20 protein-coding genes are annotated in these 19,549 nt (G+C 38.5%); 15 read left to right on the top strand and 5 right to left on the bottom strand.

Annotation, left to right across the window (positions count from 1 at the left end):
- The first annotated feature begins 39 nt into the window (after window positions 1–39).
- The 6 genes from PT287_RS04250 to PT287_RS04225 all read left to right on the top strand — a co-directional run bounded on the left by PT287_RS04250 (window position 40) and on the right by PT287_RS04225 (window position 7,097).
- On the top strand, window positions 40–414 hold the full coding sequence (locus PT287_RS04250; protein WP_348635273.1) for a hypothetical protein: 375 nt from the start codon (window positions 40–42) through the stop codon (window positions 412–414).
- 14 nt (window positions 415–428) lie between these two features.
- Window positions 429–2,669, top strand: a complete 2,241-nt coding sequence (locus PT287_RS04245) for a bifunctional (p)ppGpp synthetase/guanosine-3',5'-bis(diphosphate) 3'-pyrophosphohydrolase (RefSeq protein WP_277132884.1) — start codon at window positions 429–431, stop codon at window positions 2,667–2,669.
- Window positions 2,670–3,107: a D-aminoacyl-tRNA deacylase gene (gene dtd / locus PT287_RS04240; RefSeq protein WP_277132883.1), complete on the top strand. Its 438-nt coding sequence runs from the start codon at window positions 2,670–2,672 to the stop codon at window positions 3,105–3,107.
- A gap of 274 nt (window positions 3,108–3,381) precedes the next feature.
- The gene (gene hisS / locus PT287_RS04235) at window positions 3,382–4,668 is read left to right on the top strand and encodes a histidine--tRNA ligase (RefSeq protein ID WP_277132882.1); all 1,287 of its coding nucleotides are present in this window, start codon (window positions 3,382–3,384) and stop codon (window positions 4,666–4,668) included.
- A 2-nt stretch (window positions 4,669–4,670) separates the two neighbouring features.
- Window positions 4,671–6,527: an aspartate--tRNA ligase gene (gene aspS, locus PT287_RS04230; RefSeq protein WP_277132880.1), complete on the top strand. Its 1,857-nt coding sequence runs from the start codon at window positions 4,671–4,673 to the stop codon at window positions 6,525–6,527.
- Between the two features lie 69 nt (window positions 6,528–6,596).
- A complete protein-coding gene (locus PT287_RS04225; protein ID WP_277132878.1) occupies window positions 6,597–7,097 on the top strand; it encodes an NUDIX hydrolase in 501 nt (166 codons plus the stop codon).
- 46 nt (window positions 7,098–7,143) lie between these two features.
- Here the strand turns inward: PT287_RS04225 and tpx are convergent, their stop codons facing one another.
- Window positions 7,144–7,635, bottom strand: coding sequence for a thiol peroxidase (gene tpx, locus PT287_RS04220; RefSeq protein ID WP_277132875.1), 492 nt, complete (start codon window positions 7,633–7,635; stop codon window positions 7,144–7,146).
- A 100-nt stretch (window positions 7,636–7,735) separates the two neighbouring features.
- The gene (locus tag PT287_RS04215; RefSeq protein ID WP_277132873.1) at window positions 7,736–8,923 is read right to left on the bottom strand and encodes an aminotransferase class I/II-fold pyridoxal phosphate-dependent enzyme; all 1,188 of its coding nucleotides are present in this window, start codon (window positions 8,921–8,923) and stop codon (window positions 7,736–7,738) included.
- Between the two features lie 155 nt (window positions 8,924–9,078).
- On the opposite strand from PT287_RS04215, the gene msrB reads away from it, so the two are divergent.
- Complete coding sequence (gene msrB, locus PT287_RS04210; protein WP_277132871.1) at window positions 9,079–9,510, top strand: peptide-methionine (R)-S-oxide reductase MsrB; 432 nt, start codon at window positions 9,079–9,081, stop codon at window positions 9,508–9,510.
- Between the two features lie 49 nt (window positions 9,511–9,559).
- Here msrB and PT287_RS04205 read toward each other — a convergent pair whose 3' ends face one another.
- The 3 genes from PT287_RS04205 to PT287_RS04195 all read right to left on the bottom strand — a co-directional run bounded on the left by PT287_RS04205 (window position 9,560) and on the right by PT287_RS04195 (window position 12,210).
- The gene (locus tag PT287_RS04205; RefSeq protein ID WP_277132869.1) at window positions 9,560–10,438 is read right to left on the bottom strand and encodes a YitT family protein; all 879 of its coding nucleotides are present in this window, start codon (window positions 10,436–10,438) and stop codon (window positions 9,560–9,562) included.
- A 330-nt stretch (window positions 10,439–10,768) separates the two neighbouring features.
- Window positions 10,769–11,311, bottom strand: coding sequence for a peptide-methionine (S)-S-oxide reductase MsrA (gene msrA, locus PT287_RS04200; protein WP_277132867.1), 543 nt, complete (start codon window positions 11,309–11,311; stop codon window positions 10,769–10,771).
- A 71-nt stretch (window positions 11,312–11,382) separates the two neighbouring features.
- Window positions 11,383–12,210 (bottom strand): pyruvate, water dikinase regulatory protein, encoded by an 828-nt coding sequence (locus PT287_RS04195; protein WP_277132865.1) that lies wholly within the window; start codon window positions 12,208–12,210, stop codon window positions 11,383–11,385.
- A gap of 182 nt (window positions 12,211–12,392) precedes the next feature.
- Between PT287_RS04195 and rpsU the strand changes: the two genes are divergently transcribed.
- From rpsU to glyS, 8 genes are all read left to right on the top strand, one after another.
- Complete coding sequence (gene rpsU, locus PT287_RS04190; protein WP_009560161.1) at window positions 12,393–12,569, top strand: 30S ribosomal protein S21; 177 nt, start codon at window positions 12,393–12,395, stop codon at window positions 12,567–12,569.
- 132 nt (window positions 12,570–12,701) lie between these two features.
- A complete protein-coding gene (locus tag PT287_RS04185) occupies window positions 12,702–13,145 on the top strand; it encodes a GatB/YqeY domain-containing protein (protein ID WP_277132863.1) in 444 nt (147 codons plus the stop codon).
- A gap of 21 nt (window positions 13,146–13,166) precedes the next feature.
- A complete protein-coding gene (locus tag PT287_RS04180; RefSeq protein WP_277132861.1) occupies window positions 13,167–14,123 on the top strand; it encodes a PhoH family protein in 957 nt (318 codons plus the stop codon).
- On the top strand, window positions 14,123–14,647 hold the full coding sequence (ybeY, locus tag PT287_RS04175) for an rRNA maturation RNase YbeY (RefSeq protein ID WP_277132860.1): 525 nt from the start codon (window positions 14,123–14,125) through the stop codon (window positions 14,645–14,647). Before PT287_RS04180 ends, ybeY begins: the two co-directional genes overlap by 1 nt.
- Window positions 14,647–15,555, top strand: a complete 909-nt coding sequence (gene era, locus PT287_RS04170) for a GTPase Era (RefSeq protein WP_277132858.1) — start codon at window positions 14,647–14,649, stop codon at window positions 15,553–15,555. The genes ybeY and era overlap by 1 nt, the downstream gene beginning before the upstream one ends.
- Window positions 15,556–16,308 (top strand): DNA repair protein RecO, encoded by a 753-nt coding sequence (gene recO / locus PT287_RS04165; protein ID WP_277132856.1) that lies wholly within the window; start codon window positions 15,556–15,558, stop codon window positions 16,306–16,308.
- A 253-nt stretch (window positions 16,309–16,561) separates the two neighbouring features.
- Window positions 16,562–17,479: a glycine--tRNA ligase subunit alpha gene (glyQ, locus tag PT287_RS04160; RefSeq protein WP_277132854.1), complete on the top strand. Its 918-nt coding sequence runs from the start codon at window positions 16,562–16,564 to the stop codon at window positions 17,477–17,479.
- Complete coding sequence (gene glyS / locus PT287_RS04155; RefSeq protein ID WP_277132852.1) at window positions 17,472–19,538, top strand: glycine--tRNA ligase subunit beta; 2,067 nt, start codon at window positions 17,472–17,474, stop codon at window positions 19,536–19,538. Before glyQ ends, glyS begins: the two co-directional genes overlap by 8 nt.
- Window positions 19,539–19,549: the final 11 nt, after the last annotated feature.

The following is a 19,549-nucleotide window of genomic DNA, read 5'->3' as shown; positions in this document are numbered from 1 at the left end:
AAAAAGACTATAATGTAAAGTTAGGTAAGGAAGAATAGATTGATTATTAAATTCAAACAATTTAAGCAAAAAGTCATGGCAATCCCGCTAATTCGTAAATTAAATCAGTTTCAGGCAATGCCAATCATTTGGTGGAGCCTATTAGTGGCGCTGTTACCATTTGTCTTTAGTTTGCTGCAGATACCAATTATTTTGCGCGTCGGCTTGTTGTTTATCATTGTTAACAATATTATCAGTTACCACGTTGGGCGCCTATTAATTAGCCTTAAGTTACCAGAATATTGGCTGCTTGTGTTACCAATTATCTTTTGTTTAGCGATGCTGATTAGATTTGCTAAATATAATTTATTATTCGGCCTTATTTACCTTATTTTTGAAATTTTTGGATTAATGGATAGACATATTTATAACTAGAAAGGGCGATTTAAATGTCGAAATACATTGAAATGACGCATGATCAGGTAATAGCTGCCTGTAAGAAGTATATGAATGACAAGCAAATTGCCTTTGTTGAAGAAGCTTATGAATTTGCTAATGAAGCTCACAAGGATCAAAAGCGGGCTTCAGGCCAGCCTTACATTGTGCATCCAACTCAAGTAGCTGGTACCTTGGCAAATTTGGGACTTGATCCCGATACGATTGCTGCCGGTTTTTTACATGATACAGTTGAGGATACGCCAGTTACTAACGATGATATTAAGAAAAAGTTTGGCAAAGACGTTGCCTTTATTGTTGACGGAGTAACCAAGCTTAATAAGTACGAATATAAATCGCACCAAGAATTTTTAGCTGAAAATCACCGGAAGATGCTAATTGCAATGGCGAAAGATATTCGCGTTATCATGGTTAAATTAGCTGATCGACTGCATAATATGCATACCTTGCAACATTTACGTCCTGATAAGCAGCGTCGGATTTCTTCGGAAACAATGGACATTTACGCTCCACTTGCTGATCGCTTGGGTATTGGAACGATTAAGTGGGAACTAGAGGACATGAGTTTCCATTATTTGAATCCTAAGGCTTATTATCAAATTGTAAATATGATGAGCCTAAAGCGCAGCCAACGTGAAAAATACATTCAGGATGCAATTAGCACGCTGGAGACTAGTCTTGATAGTTTAGGTATTAAATACGAAATTAATGGTCGCCCCAAGCATATTTATTCTATTTATAAAAAAATGGTTAATAAGCACAAGGACTTTGATGAAATTTATGATTTATCTGCTGTTCGGGTGATTGTTAACACTGTCAAAGATTGTTATGCGGTGTTAGGTGCGGTTCATACCAAGTGGAAACCAATGCCAGGCCGCTTTAAGGACTATATTGCGGTGCCTAAGGTTAATGGCTATCAATCACTTCATACAACTATTATTGGTCCTGGCGGCCGGCCACTGGAAATTCAGATTAGAACTAAACAAATGCACGAGGTCGCTGAATACGGGGTTGCTGCTCACTGGGCATACAAGCGTGGTAATTTTGCCGGCGTTGAACAAACCAGTTCGAACGAGAAACTGGACATGGTTCGGGAAATCTTGGAGTTAAAAGATGAAACTCAAGATGCTGGTGAATTTATGAAAAATGTTAAGAGTGAAATCTTTTCTGATCGTGTTTATGTTTTCACTCCCAAAGGCGAAGTTTATGAATTACCTAAAGGTGCAGTGACGCTTGATTTTGCTTATCAAATCCATACGCAAGTTGGCAGTCATGCTGTTGGCGCCAAGGTTAATGGTAAATTAGTGCCGCTTGATTATAAATTGAAAAATGGTGACGTAATTGACATTATGACCCAGTCAAATGCGACACCGTCGCGTGATTGGATGGATATTGTTAAGACCTCGCGAGCACGAAATAAAATTCGTCGCTATTTTCGCAATTTAGACCGTGAAAATAGCATAGAGCAGGGAGAGCAAATGGTTGCCGACAAATTGCGCGACCAAGATTTGTCTCCTAAAGAATTTATGGACAAGGACCATCTGGAGAAGGTTCTAGATCAGTTTAATTACCATACTGCTGATGAAATGTTCGCTTCAATTGGCTTTGGCGATCTGTCTGCAATTAGTGTTGTTAACCGGCTTACGTTGGACTTAAGACGTCAAGAAGAGCAGCGCCGCCAAAAAGAGCTTGAAGAAGAGATTTTAAACTCTGGTCAAAAAGCTGCTTCATCGACTCAAGCTAATAAATCTGCTAATTCGCCGATGACAATTAAACATAAGAATGGCGTAATGATCCAAGGCATTAGTGATTTAATGTTACATTTAGCCAAGTGTTGTAATCCTGTTCCTGGTGATAAAATAGTTGGTTATGTCACTAAAGGTCGCGGTGTAACAATTCACCGCGCAGATTGTCGGAATATTACTAACGATGCAGCTAGTCAAGGTCGTTTGATTGATGTTCAGTGGGAAAACGTTGGAGATAGTTCTAAGCAAGCCTTTAATGCCAATATTGAGGCCTTTGGTTACAACCGTGAACGCCTTCTAAGTGATGTGATTACAAAATTAAATACTGTTACGACTAATATTAGTAACTTATCGGGTAAGGTAAACGAGGATAATATTGCTCATATTTATGCTACTGTAGCAGTTAAAAACGCAACTCAACTTGATGAAATATTGAGTAGATTGCGTGATGTACCAGACATTTATGAAACACGAAGGGCGGATAATTAAGTGCGAGTAGTAATTCAACGGGTTAATCATGCCCAAGTGAATATTGATGGTAAAACTGTTGGTCAAATTAATCTTGGTTTACTGTTGTTAGTTGGTATTAAAGAGGGCGACGACTTAGCAAAAGTTCAAAAAGCAGCTGTTAAGATAGCTAAGATGCGAATCTTTGAAGATGAAAACGGCAAGACTAACTTAGCAATTAGGGATGTTGGTGGTGAAATTTTAAGTGTTAGTCAATTTACACTGCTAGCTGATACTAAGAAGGGAAATCGTCCAAGTTTTATCGAGGCAATGAGACCGCCGAAGTCAAAGCAATTATGGGAAGACTTCAATCAAGAATTGGTTAATGCAGGTTTGCATGTTGAGACTGGTGAATTTGGTGCAGATATGAAAGTTGCACTTGAAAACGATGGCCCGTTCACAATCGTGTTAGATTTATAAAAAACGGCAGAAATTTGCATTCTAGGTTGACTTTTTGCCCTTAAAACTATAAGCTAAAACAAGATTATCAATGACAAAGATTGAAGATAGCAATTTCTATTAAAGAGACCGCTCAACTGGTGCAAAAGGCGGATAGAAAGCTAACTGTGACCCCTTTAGCAGATAATGTGCGCGTCGCGAGCGTTATTCGTAGCAAACAAAAGGTGGTACCGTGCGAAATTTAGCGCCCTTGATTTTTTCAAGGACGCTTTTTTATATTTAAAAGGATGATTAAATGAGAGTTCAAAAACCAAAAGGAACAGTAGATATTTTACCTGAACAATCTGGTTCATGGGAAAAAGTCGAACAAACTGTCCGTGACTTCTTTAAGCAAGCCAATTACCGAGAAATCAGAACACCGAGTTTTGAAAACTATGAAGTCTTTTCACGTTCAAGTGGTGAGACTTCTGATGTTGTTGAAAAGGAAATGTACGACTTTAACGATAAGGGTGGCCGGCACATTGCTTTGCGTCCCGAAGGGACCGCTGGTGTTGTCCGTGCCTATGTTGAAGACAAAATGTATGCCCCAGAAGTAGTAAAGCCATTTAATGTTTATTACATTGAATCAACTTTCCGTTATGAACGTCCGCAAGCTGGCCGGCAGCGTGAATTCCACCAAATTGGAGTTGAGAGTTTCGGTTCTAGCAATCCACTAGCAGATGTTGAGACGATTGTCTTGGCTCACGATTTATTGGCTAAACTCGGTGTGCAAAATTATGAATTGCATATTAATACGTTAGGTAACGCCCAAGTACGTCAAGACTATCATGATGCTCTGGTAAACTATTTTACGCCACTAAAAGACCAGTTGTCTGATGATTCTAAGCGACGTTTAGAGAAGAATCCGTTGCGGATTTTGGATTCTAAAGATGAACAGGATAAGCAATTTTTACCAGATGCACCAAAGATTATTGACTATTTGGATGCAGATTCTAAAGCTAGCTTTGATGAAATTACCAGTATTCTTGATCAACTTAATATTAAATATGTGATTGACAACGATTTAGTTCGCGGGCTTGATTATTACACCGGAATTATTTTTGAATTTATGGTTGAAGATAAGAGCTTGTGGGAATCAGCTACTACTATCTTAGGTGGTGGTCGTTACGATCATTTGGTACAAGAGTTTGACGGCCCAGAAACACCAGCCGTCGGTTTTGGGATTGGTGAAGAACGGATGATGCTGGTCTTGCAAAAGCAAAATCCAGCCTTGTTTGCCGATCAAGGAATTGACTTTTTTATCACTAATATTGGTGAAGAAACTGGAATTAAAGCCGTTGAAATTGCCCGTTCATTACGTAAACAAGGCTTTAGAGCTCAATATGATGTTGACCAAAAGAAATTAAAAGCGCAATTTAAGAAAGCCGACCGCGTTCATGCTAAGTTCGTTATTACTCTTGGTGCAAAGGAATTGGCTAATGGTACACTAAATATCAAACGTCTATCTGATGGTAAGACAATCGATTTGCAGCTTGAAGATGTTGATGACATGAAGACAGTTATGGAACAATTAAAGGATTAATTATGGAACAAATGGAAAAAAGAACAGACTACTGCGGCAATATTACTACTGCATATCTTGACCAAGAAGTTAATTTATACGGTTGGGTGCAACGCGTCCGCAATTTAGGAAATTTATTATTTATTGATTTACGCGACCGCGAAGGCCTGGTGCAAGTTGTTGTTAACCATGATTCCGGTGAAGAATTAATGGCAACTGCTGAATCACTTGGTAGTGAATATGTTGTTCAAGTTAAGGGACAAGTAGTTAAGCGTTCAAGTGTTAATCCAGAAATGAAAACTGGGGAAGTTGAAATTGAAGCTTCTGAAATTAAAATTTTAAATAAGTCTCAAACGCCACCATTTGAAATTAAAAATGATATTGAAGTTGGCGAACAAACTCGATTAAAGTATCGTTACCTTGATTTACGCCGTCCAAGTTTACAGCAAGCAATTATTTTGCGGTCAAAGATTTTACGTGCGACCCATGAATACTTTGATGAGAACGGCTTTATTGATATCGAAACACCAATTTTAGGAAAGTCCTCACCAGAAGGTGCTCGTGATTACCTTGTGCCATCAAGAATTTATCCTGGAAGCTTTTATGCTTTACCACAATCACCGCAATTGTTTAAGCAATTATTAATGGGGGCAGGCTTTGACAAGTACTACCAACTGGCAAGATGTTTCCGTGATGAAGACTTGCGCGGCGACCGTCAACCTGAATTTACCCAGATTGATATGGAAACTTCTTTTACTGATGAGCAACAAGTCCAAGATTACACCGAGGGATTACTTAAGAAAATCATGAAAGACGTTATGGGTGTTGAATTAAAAACGCCAATTGCGCGGATTTCTTGGACTGACTCAATGAATAACTACGGTACGGATAAGCCTGATACTCGTTTTGGCATGTTGATTCATAATTTGAACGACATTTTTGCAGATAGTGACTTTAAGGTCTTTTCTGGTGCAATCCAAGATGGTGGCTTCGTTAAAGGAATTGCCGTTAAGAATGGTGCTAAAGCATATTCACGTAAGCAAATTGAGAAAAAGCAAGATTACATTAAACGTTATCACGCTAAAGGCTTGGCTTGGGTTAAATTCGAAAATGGCGAATTTTCAGGACCTGTTAGTCGCTTCCTAACGGATGACAACCAAGCAGCTTTAATCAAGGAATTCAACCTTGAAGGCGGCGAATTACTCGTCTTTATTGCTGATAAGTGGAAAGTTTGTTGTGACTCTTTGGATCATTTACGGCGTGAATTTGCCAAAGAAACGGGAATTATTCCTAAGCACATCTTTGACTTTATATGGGTTGTTGACTGGCCATTATTTGAATATGATGAAGGCTTTGGCCGTTGGATTGCTGCGCACCACCCATTCACAATGCCTGATGATGAGGGAATTAAGTTACTTGATACTGACCCACACAAAGCGCATGCTCGCAGTTACGACATTGTAATGAACGGAGATGAACTTGGTGGTGGTTCAATCAGAATTCACAAGCGCTCAATCCAAGAAAAAATGTTTAAAGCTCTTGGCTTTACTAAGAAGCGAGCATATAAACAATTTGGTTACTTGCTTGATGCACTTGACATGGGCTTCCCACCACATGCTGGTTTGGCCATTGGTCTTGATCGCTTTGCAATGATGCTGGCAGAGAAGGACAATATTCGTGATGTTTTAGCATTTCCAAAGAATGCCAGTGCATCAGAACCAATGATGCATGCTCCAGCACCAGTTGCTGAGCAGCAATTGACCGACTTGGGGATTGAAGTTGAATCACAATATCAAGAAAGTGTTGCGCAAACAGAAGCTCGATTAGAGGAAGAAGCTCAAAAAGATGCGGACCAAAACGCAACTTGGGATGCAAAATAAAAATAATAAAAAGCGGTGTGATGGGTTAAGTTCACATCGCTTTTTTTTCAAAATAAAGGAGGTTATCAAATGGCAGCTAAATATCATCGGGCATTTGGCGTGTATGGCATTATGTATCAGCAAGAAAAGTTAATTGTGATCAAAAAGCATGGCGGACCATATACCAATCGCTATGATTTGCCCGGAGGTAGTCTTGAAGATGGTGAAAAACTAGAAACTGCAATCGTGCGCGAAATCCAGGAAGAAACTGGTTTTACTGCTCTTGAAGCAGTCCAAGTAGGAATTACTTCTTTTCGCTATCCTTGGGACTATCAAGAATGGCATTTTAATCAACATCTTTGTGTGTTTTATCAAGTTAAGCAGTGGCAGGGTCAATTGCAAGAAACAGTTAAGCAATTTGCTGGTCAAGATTCTCTTGGAGCAGTTGCTGTTTCTTTAGAACAACTTAATTTGGAAAATTCATCACCACTGGTCTTAAAGGCCAAGGAGTTTTTGCAAAATGATCAGAAATTTAACTCAGCTGACCAAACATTCTCCTCATGGCCAGTATTAACTAAAGCAGTGTATTAAAAAAACGATAACCAGCAATGGTTATCGTTTTTAGATTGATGCCTAATTATTTTAAGTTGTTTAAAAATGTTAAAGCAGCATCGTAGTTTGGTTCATCAGTCATTTCGTAAACTAATTCTTGGTATAGAACTTCGCCATCAGCAGAAATAATCCAAACACTTCTTGAATCTACGCCACTTTCAAGGTAAAGACCCATTGCTTCACCGAAGTTGTGACTTTCATCAGATAAAATTTCCATGTTTTTAACGCCTTCAGCAGCACACCAATTCTTTTGGTCAGCAAGGGTATTAGTAGAAATCGTGTAAAAGTTGATGTCAGAATATTTATCAACTTCATTGTTGAAACGCTTGGTTGAAATACTGCAGACACTAGTGTTAAGGTCAGGAACAACGCTAATCAAAGTTGGCTTGGACAACAAGTCAGCTTTAGTGGCTTTGCTGCCATCGGCTCTAACTAAAGTAAAATCAGGTAACTTTTCACCAATCTTAGGTGGCTCACCGTTAGTATATAGAGGCTCGTTTAATCTTGTAATTTTCATAATAAAATCCCTTCGTTTAACTAATGTCTAATTTGATAAATTATTTATCTATTCAATTTTACTATAAAAAACTCCGAATTACGTCTACTTTGCTTACTGTTTATAAGTTACTGTCGACGTAATCAGTAATCCGCCGAATGGATTCTTGTAAATCCTCAGCAGAAGCAGCGTAAGATAAACGCACATAGCCTTGGCCACCTTTGCCAAAGTAGCTACCAGGCATTAGTGCGACTTTGGCTTTATTAGCTAAATCAATCGCAAATTTCACATCATCTTGCCCGAATTTGGCTGGAATTTTAGCAAAAATGTAAAATGCCCCTTCAGGGGTAGCCATGCTAAAGCCACATTTGCGTAAACCAGTTTCGATAATCTTTAATCGACTTCCGTAAGTAGCGCGAGCAACAGGGTAGTCGGCTGCACCATGAACTAAAGCTTCGGTTGCGGCAGCTTGGACGTTATCAGTTACCGAAGTAATTAGAAATGAGTTAACTTTAATTACTGACTTCATGAGTTCTTTAGGTCCAGCCATATAACCAATCCGCCAGCCGGTCATTGCAAAACTCTTGGATAAGCCTGATAAAAACAGTGTCCGTTCAGGAATGATTTGCGTTAGTGAGTAATGCTTTTTGTCACCATAAATTAATTCTGAGTAGATTTCATCAGTGACGGCAAAAAGATTATTATCGGTGATAACTTGAGCGAGTTCTAATAAGTTTTGCTTACTGTAAACGCGACCGGTAGGGTTAGATGGGTCCGTTAAAATGACGGCTTTTGCACCTTTTCCTTCATTTGCCAGTACCTTTTTTAAATGAGCTGCAGTCAGGAGAAAGTCGTCTTGTGAAGTATCGACTTCCACTGGAATTGCCCCAGCCATTTTAATAATGCCAAAATAAACGCCCCAAACTGGAGTAGGTACTAAAATTTTATCGCCAGGATTAAGCAATGTCATACAAGCAACATTCAATGCTTCAGTTGCACCAACAGTGACACAGATTTCGGCAGCAGGGTCGTAATCAACACCTAAACTATCATTTAAGTAATCACTAATTGCCGTTAATAATTGTGGTTGGCCAGCTTCTGGAGCATAGTGAGAATCGTCCTTTTCAATATCAGCAATCGCGGCTCGTTTAATATGTTCTGGGGTATTAGCATCAGGTTCACCAATGGTTAACTTGATAATCCCCGGAATTTTAGATGTTTCGTTATTAAACGTAGTTATCTGCGAATCAGCTAACTGCGCAATTTTATGATTGATTGTTCCAGACAAATTTTTTGCTAGATGTGGCATAATTAAAAAATCCTTTCTGTTAATTATTTACCTTTTAATTATATACCATACGACAATAGTGAAATTATAAAATAAAAAATTTAATTAGTCCTTAAAAATGACTGGGCATGCAAATCTTTGTTATAGTTAGGGCGAAAGAAAGATGGTGGTATTTTATGGACCAAGAAAAAAAGAAAGAACGCTTAAAGGAGTTAACGCAAGATCAGTATGCGTCAACGCAGAATGCAGCGACTGATTATCCGTTTAGCGGTAAGTATGATGATTTTTATCAAAAAGGAATTTATGTTGATATTGTCTCAGGTGAGCCATTATTTTGTAGTGAAGATAAGTACGATGCTGGTTGTGGTTGGCCGAGTTTTACCAAGCCAATTAAAAAGTTAACCTATCATCGCGACCAGTCGCATAATATGGAGCGAACAGAAGTCAAAAGTCCCGATGCAGATTCGCACTTGGGACACGTCTTTACAGATGGCCCAGCTGATGAAGGCGGGTTAAGATACTGCATTAATTCGTCGGCATTAAAATTTATTCCGTATGATCAACTTGAACAATCAGGCTACGGCAAATATCGTCAATTATTTGTTTAATTTTTGAACAGAAAAAGAGTGTTAGAAAAATTCTAACACTCTTTTTAGTTTAAACAATTTCTTGTTCCCTAAATCGTCCATAAACGCGTTCAACTTCACTAACACTCATGAAAGCATAGGGGTCGCATTTTTTAATAATTTGTAAAATATCATACATATCATAGCGGTCGATTACCGTAATTAAAACCGTTTTTTCATCATGGCTATATGCACCTTCGACGTCGTGAAAAATGGTAATTCCCCGGTGCATTTTTTCTTGAATGCCATCGATAATTGTTTGGGGATGTTCCGTTACAATTGTAACCTGCAACTTTTGGTGTTGCGTATAAACGGCGTCAATCACCCGACCATTAATAAAGATGGTTAGGGCAGAATAAAGGGCACGGCTCCAGCCGAACGCAAAGCCCGCAGCAGCGATAATCACTAGGTTAATCATAATATTAACTTTGCCGTAACTGGCCCCAGTTTTCTTTCGAATAACAATCCCGATAATATCAAGGCCACCAGTTGAAATGCCGTTTTTAAGCGCAAATCCTGTTCCTAAGCCGTTTACCATGCCACCAAAGATAGCACAAACTAACGGATCAACGTGCATGTTGATTGGATTAATTACGTGCATCATGATTGACCCAAGGACAACTGAAATTATGGTAAAAAAGGTAAATTTGTGACCAATTTTAAACCAGCCTACCAGAAACAGGGGAACATTAAGCGCAAAGTACATGACTGAAGTGGTCAATGTAAAAGGTAAAAAGCGTTCGCTCAGCGTATTTATCAGTTGGGCAAACCCGGTTACTCCGGAAGAGTACATATGACCTGGCGTCCAAAAGAAATTTAACGCGACCGCAACTGCCAACGAATAGAAGAATGCTGCTGAAATTTTGGAAAGTAAATTATATCTTCTATTAAACTTATCCAATTGATCCATATAGTTAGTAATAACTCCTTATAATTAAAGGTTTTAGGACTTGGTGCATGATATTTGTGTACCAACTATCCTAAAACATTACTCAATTCGTTTTCTATTTTATCATTAATTTAACTTTTTTCCTTCCTAATAATTTTAAAAAAGGTAATCTCTTAAAAATTAAAAAAGCCACCAGCTAACTAGCTGGTGGCTCATGTGGACGATTAAACTAAGTAAAAAACATATCTGTATTTATGATAGTATAATTATTGTTATTATAAGTATATACTAAAAGGAACGTCCACGTCTTTAGTATACCACTATTTTGTTATATTTTGTTTATTTGTAAAATTATTTTCCCCAGTGTTCCTTAATGAAGTTTTCACGGCCACCGGCTTCTTCAACAGAATATCTTAGTGGATCTTTTTTGTAAAAGTCTTGGTGGTAATATTCAGCTTCATAAAAATCGCTTGCTGGTTCAATTTCAGTAACAATTGGTTTGTCAAATTTACCACTATTTGCCAATTCATCTCTTGACTGTTCTGCAGCTCCCTTTTGTTCAGGCGAATTATAAAAAATCACAGGACGATAATTGTCGCCGCGATCTTGGAACTGCCCTGAAGCATCGGTTGGGTCAGTTACTTGCCAGTAGTATTCAAGCAACTTTTTATAAGGCATTATTTGTGGATCAAAAGTTATTCTTACAGCTTCCGTATGTCTAGTATCGCCAGCACACACCTGCTCGTATGTTGGGTTAGCAACATGGCCGCCAGTATAGCCCGAAATAACCGACTCAACACCTGGTAAACTGTCGAATGGCTTGACCATACACCAGAAGCAGCCGCCGGCAAAGATTGCAGTATCTTTTTGATTAGAATTTTGTTGTTCACTCATTATTAATTACCTCCGAAATATTCTTCTTATATTAAAGCATAAATTATTAAAAAACAGTTGATAATCGCCAATTATTGTTCTTCAATTCCTAAATGATTCATAATTAATGCCGCAGTTTCTTCAATTGAACGGTGAGCAACATTGATTACGAAGCAACCAAGCTTGTCGTAAAGTTTCTTTGCGGAATCGAGTTCGGCTTTAATTGAATCAGTATTAGAATATGTCGTATTGGGATTAAGGCCGTATGAAATCATTCTTTGCCGTCTAATTTCGTTTAATACCGACAGATCATTAGTTAGACCGATAATCTTTTTGGGATTAATTTTATAAATTTCTTTTGGAATATGGGTGTCGGGTACTAGCGGCAAGTTAGCAACTTTTAGATTCTTATTAGCTAAAAAAAGTGACAGTGGTGTTTTAGAAGTTCTTGAAACTCCTAATAAAACTACGTCTGCTTCCAAAAAGCCCTTAGGGTCTTTACCATCATCGTACATTACGGCAAATTCCATCGCTGAAATCCGGTCAAAGTAGTGCTGGTTCATCTTGTGTTGGGCACCAATTTTTTCTAGTGGCCGCATACCTGTTACCTTTTGCAATGCTTCAATAGCAGGGGATAAAATATCGACACTCTGAACCTTGTGTTCCCGGACAAATCTAATTACCGGAATTTGCATTTCATCTTTAACCAAACTATAAATAATGATTAAATTGGAATATTGCTCAATTTCTTCAAAAACATCATCAAGCTTGTTCTTATCGGTAATAAATGGGTAGCGGCGATAATTAACCTGGGCATCAGGGAATTGTGCAGCAGCCGCAATTGCATTGTTAAAGGCAGTATCACCAGCAGAATCAGAGATGATAATGATGTTGACTTCTTTTTTAGTTTCTTGGCTCATTGTTAACTCCTTTTTAATCAATTATACATTTTTCAAAAATGCATTAACAGATTTAGTTAAAATAATGCTGTAAAAAACTTTTTTAAAAATATTGCATGTATGTATTGACCCTTGCGTGAGGTTTGATATAATTTAAATAAATGTATGACGGTAACGTCAAGAAATGGAAGGAGGGATCACACATGGCCAAGACAGTCGTTCACGAAAACGAGTCTATTGATGATGCTCTTCGTCGTTTCAAACGTTCCGTTTCAAGAAGTGGTACCTTGCAAGAATACCGCAAACGCGAATTCTACGAAAAACCTAGTGTACGTAGAAAGCTTAAATCTGAAGCAGCACGGAAACGTAGACATTATTAATATATAAAGAAGCGACTTCTATCTGTTGATAGAGGTCGCTTTTTTACAGGTAAATTTCGTTAATTGTTTTCTACCACGGACTAGATTTGCTATAATTTAGTTAGATTCTATATTTAGGAAGAAGGAGAACTTTTGAGTTTATCAGAACAAATTATGGCTGACATGAAGGAAGCCATGAAAGCACGTGATAAAGTTAGATTGAATACGGTGCGAATGATTAAGTCAGCCTTGATGAATGAAAAGATCAAGGCAGGACACGAACTCAGTTCCGATGAAGAACTGACCGTTTTAAACCGTGAAAAGAAGCAGCGTGAAGAGTCAATTGAAGAATTTACTAAAGCTGCCAGAACCGATTTAGCTGATGAGACCAAAAAGGAATTGGCAATTGTGGAAGGTTACATGCCTAAGCAATTGTCCGAGGATGAACTTGAGCAAATTGTTGTTAAAACAATTGCCGAAGTTGATGCTAAGGGTAAGTCTGATTTTGGTAAGGTAATGAAGGCTCTGATGCCCAAGATTAAGGGCAAAGCTGATGGTACAGCAGCTTCTAGTACAGTGCGCAATCATCTAAATTAAGCAAGAAAAGGAGCGAAGTTTTTGGCTCAAACCAATTTTATTCCTAAAAATCCAGAAAACATCCAAAAACTAGTTGGAATTAATGATGGTAATCTTAACTTATTAGCTGAAGGTTACGATCTAAGTGTAACTGATACCGGAAACCAAATTGTTGTTGATGGCGATGTTGAAAATACGCGGAAAGTAATCGCAGTTTTAAAGGCGCTTGACAACGTTGTGAGCACCGGTGTTAACATTGGTGCTCCTGATGTTGTCAGTGCAATGAAAATGGCGGAAAAGGGCACAACAGAGTACTTTGCTGACTTATATAAAGAGATTCTAATTCGTGATGCTAAAGGCAAACCGATTAGGGTTAAAAATATGGGGCAAAAGCGCTATGTTGAAGCCATTAAAAAAAGTGATGTTGTATTTGGTATTGGACCTGCTGGTACCGGTAAAACATTCTTGGCCGTTGTTTGTGCCGTTGCAGCCTTTAAAAAGGGTGAGGTTTCACGGATTGTTCTAACTAGGCCTGCTGTTGAAGCTGGTGAATCTTTGGGATTTTTACCAGGAGATTTAAAGGAAAAAGTTGATCCGTATTTGCGGCCAATTTATGATTCGCTTTATGCAATTCTTGGAACTAACACAACTGACCGGTTGATGGAACGCGGAGTAATCGAAGTTGCTCCTTTGGCATATATGCGGGGGAGAACGCTTGATGATGCCTTTGTTATTTTGGATGAAGCGCAAAATACAACTGACGCGCAGATGAAGATGTTTTTAACGCGGTTAGGCTTTAATTCAAAGATGATTGTCAACGGGGATATGACGCAGGTCGACCTACCGGGTCGACAACGTAGTGGCTTGATTGATGCGCAGCGAATTTTAAAGGGTATTGACCAAATTAAATTTATTCGCTTCACTGCTAATGATGTTGTCCGTCATCCAGTGGTTGCCAAGATTATTAATGCTTATGAGAAAGAGGACGAAAGACATTAATGACGCCTATTGAAATTACTTATAACGACGAGGTTGGTTTTTTAGAAAATGCCGATCGTGACTGGCAAGATTGGATTGCTAAGTTATTATTACTGGCTAAAAAGGAAATTGCTAAAGACAGTAATTTAGCAATGAGTATCAATTTTGTTAATGAAGAACGCAGTCACGCTATTAACAAAAAGTATCGTGAAAAAGATCGACCAACAGATGTCATTTCATTTGCAATTGAAGATGGCGATGAATGTCTTGACCTTGCAGCATTTACTGCAGATCCTGATTTTCAAGAGGATATCGGTGATTTGTTCATGTGTCCAAGTGTGATTAAGCGTCACAGCAAGGAATACGGAACAGGCTGGGACCGTGAATTTGGTTATACCCTAGTTCACGGCTTTTTGCATCTTAACGGTTATGACCATATTGAACCTGATGAGGCAAAAGAAATGTTTGGCATTCAGGGCAAAGTACTTGAAGAATATGGCTTGCCGCTGTATCCTGACCAATTAGATGAAGGCAGAGGTAAATAATGACTGAAGAGAAGAAAAATAAATCCGGTTTCGTTGCGTTAGTTGGTCGACCAAATGTTGGTAAATCAACGTTAATGAATAATCTAGTTGGACAAAAGGTGGCAATCACTTCTAGTAAGCCGCAGACCACCCGTGATAAAATTTCCGGTATTTATACAACAGATAATATGCAAGTTGTCTTTGTTGATACGCCGGGGATTTTTAAGCCACACTTAAAACTTGATGATTACATGGATAAGGCTAGTGTTTCTAGTTTAAACGATGTTGACATGGTTTTATTTATGGTTGAACCTGAGAAAATGGGTAAGGGCGACGAATACATTGTTAATTTGCTAAAGCAGGTTAAAGTACCCGTCTTTTTGGTAATCAACAAGGTAGATCAAGTTAATCCTAATAACTTGCTGCCAATTATTGATTCTTACCGTAAGCTTGATTTGTTTAAGGAATTTTTACCAATTTCTGCAACTCAGGGAGTGGGCATCACAGATTTAGTCGCCACATTGCACCAATATTTGCCTGAAGGTCCAGATTATTATGATCCCGAGCAGATTACTGATCGACCTGAATACTTCATGGTTGCTGAATTAGTGCGTGAACAAATTCTGAAGTTAACAGCTGAAGAAGTACCACACGCTGCAGCTGTTTGGGTTGAACGCATGAACCAACATGAGAAGGGGAAATTGCAAATCGAAGCAACGATTTATGTTGAAAAAGATGGTCAAAAAGGGATTATTATCGGCAAGGGCGGCAAAATGCTCAAGCAGATCGGTATTAATTCCCGTCGTCAAATCGAAAACTTGCTTGGTGAAAAGGTTAACCTTCATTTGTGGGTTAAAGTGCAGCGTAACTGGCGGTCTGACCCAAGCTTTTTGAAGCAAATTGGTTATGACAAGAAGGCACTTTCATAAATGACACGTGAACTTAAGGAAGTTCAAGGCATTATTTTTAAACGCCAAAAATTTAAAGAAGCGGATTTATTAGCTAAAATCATTACCAAAGAAAATGGCATCATTACAATGATTGCCCGAGGAGCTTTGCGGCCTAAGTCAAAATTAGGAGCAGCGCTGCTTAATTTTTCTTACGGAACGTATATTATCTATACAAGTGGTCAGGGGCTTAGTAATCTGCGTACTTATAAAGAAGTAAAGCAATTTGATGGTTTATTCAATGATTTAACTAAGAATGCTTATGCTTCTTTTATTTTGGACTTGGTTGACCATGCCTTTGTGGAATATCAGCCCTTAGGCAAGTATTATGCACTAGCTGAGTTTGCTTTACAAAAAATCAATGCTGGCGTCGATTCCGAAATGATTACACAAATTTGTCAAATGCAGCTGTTAGCTGCTTATGGGGTTGCTCCGGAATTGCGCGGCTGCACGATTTGTGGTAAAAGGCAGGGTGTTTTTGATTATTCGATTAAACGTGGCGGGATTATCTGCAGCGATCATTTTTATCAGGAAACAAGCCGAATGCATTTAGAGCCCAAGGAAACAGCTGTTTTAAGAACAATTGGCTTATTGCCAATTGAGCGGCTAGGTTCAATTGCTGTTAGTGATGCAACTAAAAAAGCAACTCGTAAGGCGATTGACCGAATCTATCAAGAGACAGTTGACCTTAATTTAAAAACCAAAAAATTCTTAGATGAATTAAAATTATTTTAACCAAATCCTTTGGTTACATCCGTGATTATGGTAAAATACCAGTGTGCTTTGGTAATGATGAGGATTTTAGAAAAAAGTACCAGTTAAGCGAGTGTCGTTGGTGTAAGGACATCTGGGAAACAGGCACCTCTAGCCAATTCAATTAAGAGCAGAGAAGATATTCTCTGAATTAGGGTGGAACCGCGATCAAATCTCGTCCCTATGCAAGTTTTGCATAGGCTTTTTTTATGGCCTAATGCAGGGAGGAATTAATATGGCAAAGAAAAAATTAACAATTCAAGAAATGATTTTTAAATTGGAAGAATTTTGGTCTTCCAAAGGTTGTATGATTATGCCATCATACGACGTTGAAAAAGGGGCAGGGACAATGAGTCCGTATACTTTTTTACGGGCAGTTGGTCCTGAACCTTGGGCAGCTTGTTACGTTGAGCCGTCAAGAAGACCAGCAGATGGCCGTTATGGTGACAATCCTAATCGTTTGTTCCAGCACCATCAGTTCCAAGCAGTAATTAAGCCAGCACCAGAGAATATCCAACAATATTACTTGGACAGTTTACAAGTATTAGGTATTAATCCACTAGAACATGATATTCGGTTTGTTGAAGACAACTGGGAAAACCCATCGATGGGTTGTGCCGGTGTTGGTTGGGAAGTTTGGCTTGATGGAATGGAAGTTAGTCAATTTACTTACTTCCAAACTGTCGGTGAACTTGATGTTAAACCAACGATGAGCGAAATCACTTATGGTGTTGAGCGACTTGCTTCTTATATTCAAGATGTCAATTCTGTTTTTGACTTAGAGTGGGGCAACGGTGTACTTTACCGTGACATCTTTAAAGAAGCAGAATACGAGAATTCTAAGTATGCCTTTGAAGAATCTAATCAAGAGAATTTATTGAAATTCTTTGATGTTTACGAAAAGACAGCTAAACACTTGCTAAGTCAAAACTTGGTTCAACCTGCTTACGACTATATTTTGAAGTGCTCACATACCTTTAACTTGCTTGATGCACGCGGAGCTGTTTCAGTTACTGAGCGTGCAGGTTATTTGGCACGAATTCGTAACTTGGCTCATGAAGTAGCTGTGTGTTTTGTTCAAGAACGTGAAAAGCGCGGCTTTCCATTATTAAAGAATGCAGAAGACAAGAAGGCGGGGCGTGAAAATGACTAAAAATTATTTATTTGAAATTGGAATTGAAGAAATGCCGGCGCACGTGGTTTCACGGAGTGTGAAGCAACTGGCTGACAGAACCAGCAAGTTTTTAAAAGAAAACGGCTTAAAATTTAAGGATATCAAGACTTATTCAACACCGCGAAGACTAACAATTGTTGTTGAAGAATTAGCCGAAAAGCAAGCTGATATTGATGAAGTTAAAAAAGGCCCAGCTAAGAAGATTGCCCAGGATGCTGATGGTAATTGGACCAAAGCAGCACAAGGATTTGCTCGCGGTCAAGGCATGACAACTGACGATATTTACTTTGAAGAACTTAAGGGTACAGAATATGCTTATGTTCATGTTAAGCAAGAAGGCAAAAAAGCCAGTGATATTTTGCTTGGGATGAGCGAAATTATTAAAGCGATGACTTTCCCAACTAAAATGCGTTGGGACTCGCATGATTTTGAATTTGTGCGGCCAATTCACTGGTTAGTTTCCTTATTTGGCAGTGATGTTATTCCAGTTAAAATTTTGGATATTACTGCTGGTCGTAAAACTGAAGGGCATCGCTTTTTAGGTGATTCTGTTGTTCTTGCTAATGCGGATGATTATGAAGATGCATTGAAAGATCAATTTGTAATTGTTGATGCTGGCGAACGTAAAGAAATGATTGTTCAGCAAATGAATGCTTTGGTTGAAAAGAACAACTGGAAGATTAAGCTGGACAAGAACTTGCTTGAAGAAGTTACCAATTTGGTTGAATATCCAACTGTCTTTGCCGGCACTTTTGATGAAAAATACTTACAAATGCCACAAGAAGTTCTGATTACTTCAATGAAAGATAACCAACGTTACTTCGAAGTTTATGACCAACAAGATAATTTGATTAATCACTTTATCGCTGTTCGTAATGGTAACAAAGACTATCTTGACAATGTTATTTCTGGTAACGAAAAGGTATTAGTGGCGCGGCTTGACGATGCTCAATTCTTCTATGATGAAGACCGCAAGTATCCACTGAGTCACTTTGTTCAAAGATTGAAGAATGTTTCCTTCCACGATAAAATCGGTTCAATGGCAGAAAAGACTGAACGTGTTCAGATTATCGGTAACTTTTTAGCAGAAAAATGGGGCTTAGATAAGCAAACTGTAACCGATTTTGACCGGGCTAGCGAATTATACAAATTTGACCTAGTTACACAAATGGTTGGTGAGTTTGCGGAATTACAAGGTGTGATGGGGATGCACTATGCTCGCCTTGCTGGCGAAAACGAAGATGTTGCTGTTGCCATTAAGGAACACTACATGCCATTATCTGCAGAAGGTACACTGCCGCAAACAACCGTTGGTGCACTATTATCAGTAGCTGATAAGCTTGATACAATCATTACTTTCTTTGCTGCTGGCATGATCCCAACATCATCTAATGATCCGTATGCTTTGCGTCGTTATGCTTATGGAATTGTCCGCATTTTGCTTAATCAAAAGTGGACATTACCGTTTAACCAAGTTTTGCCACAAATCGTGAGCTTACTCGATGGTAAAACTGCCGCAAAAATGCCAAAATCAGAGAGTCAAGATGAGGAAATTGCTTCCTTTATTCGTGATCGAATTAATCAATACTTGCAAAAGAATAAGTTCAAGTATGACATTATCGATGCTGTTCTTGCTTCTAGTCAACAAGACCCAATTCAAATTTTAACTGCCGCAACTGTTTTGCAATCACACCATGATGATGAACAGTTTAAACCTGTTGTTGAAAGTTTGACACGAATTAATAACATTCTGAAAAAGGCTAAATTTAAGGGTCAGGTTCAGATTAATCCAGAGCTATTTAGCGATGTAACTGAAAACGAGCTTTATGCTGGTGTTCAAAACTTGCAGTCGTTAACTGATTTAACTGAAATTTATGATGGGTTTGTTAAATTACAACCAGTTATTGACCGCTACTTTGACACTAATATGGTTATGGCTAAGGATGAAGCTGTTAAAAATAACCGCTTGGCACAATTAAATGCGATTGGTGACTTGGCTGAACGCCTAGGCAATTTGAGTAAATTAGTTATTAAATAAGTTAATCAAGA

The sequence above is a fragment of the Lactobacillus sp. ESL0679 genome, assembly GCF_029433515.1.
In the GTDB taxonomy this organism is placed as follows: domain Bacteria; phylum Bacillota; class Bacilli; order Lactobacillales; family Lactobacillaceae; genus Lactobacillus.
This window is presented reverse-complemented; position numbering and strand designations above follow the sequence as displayed.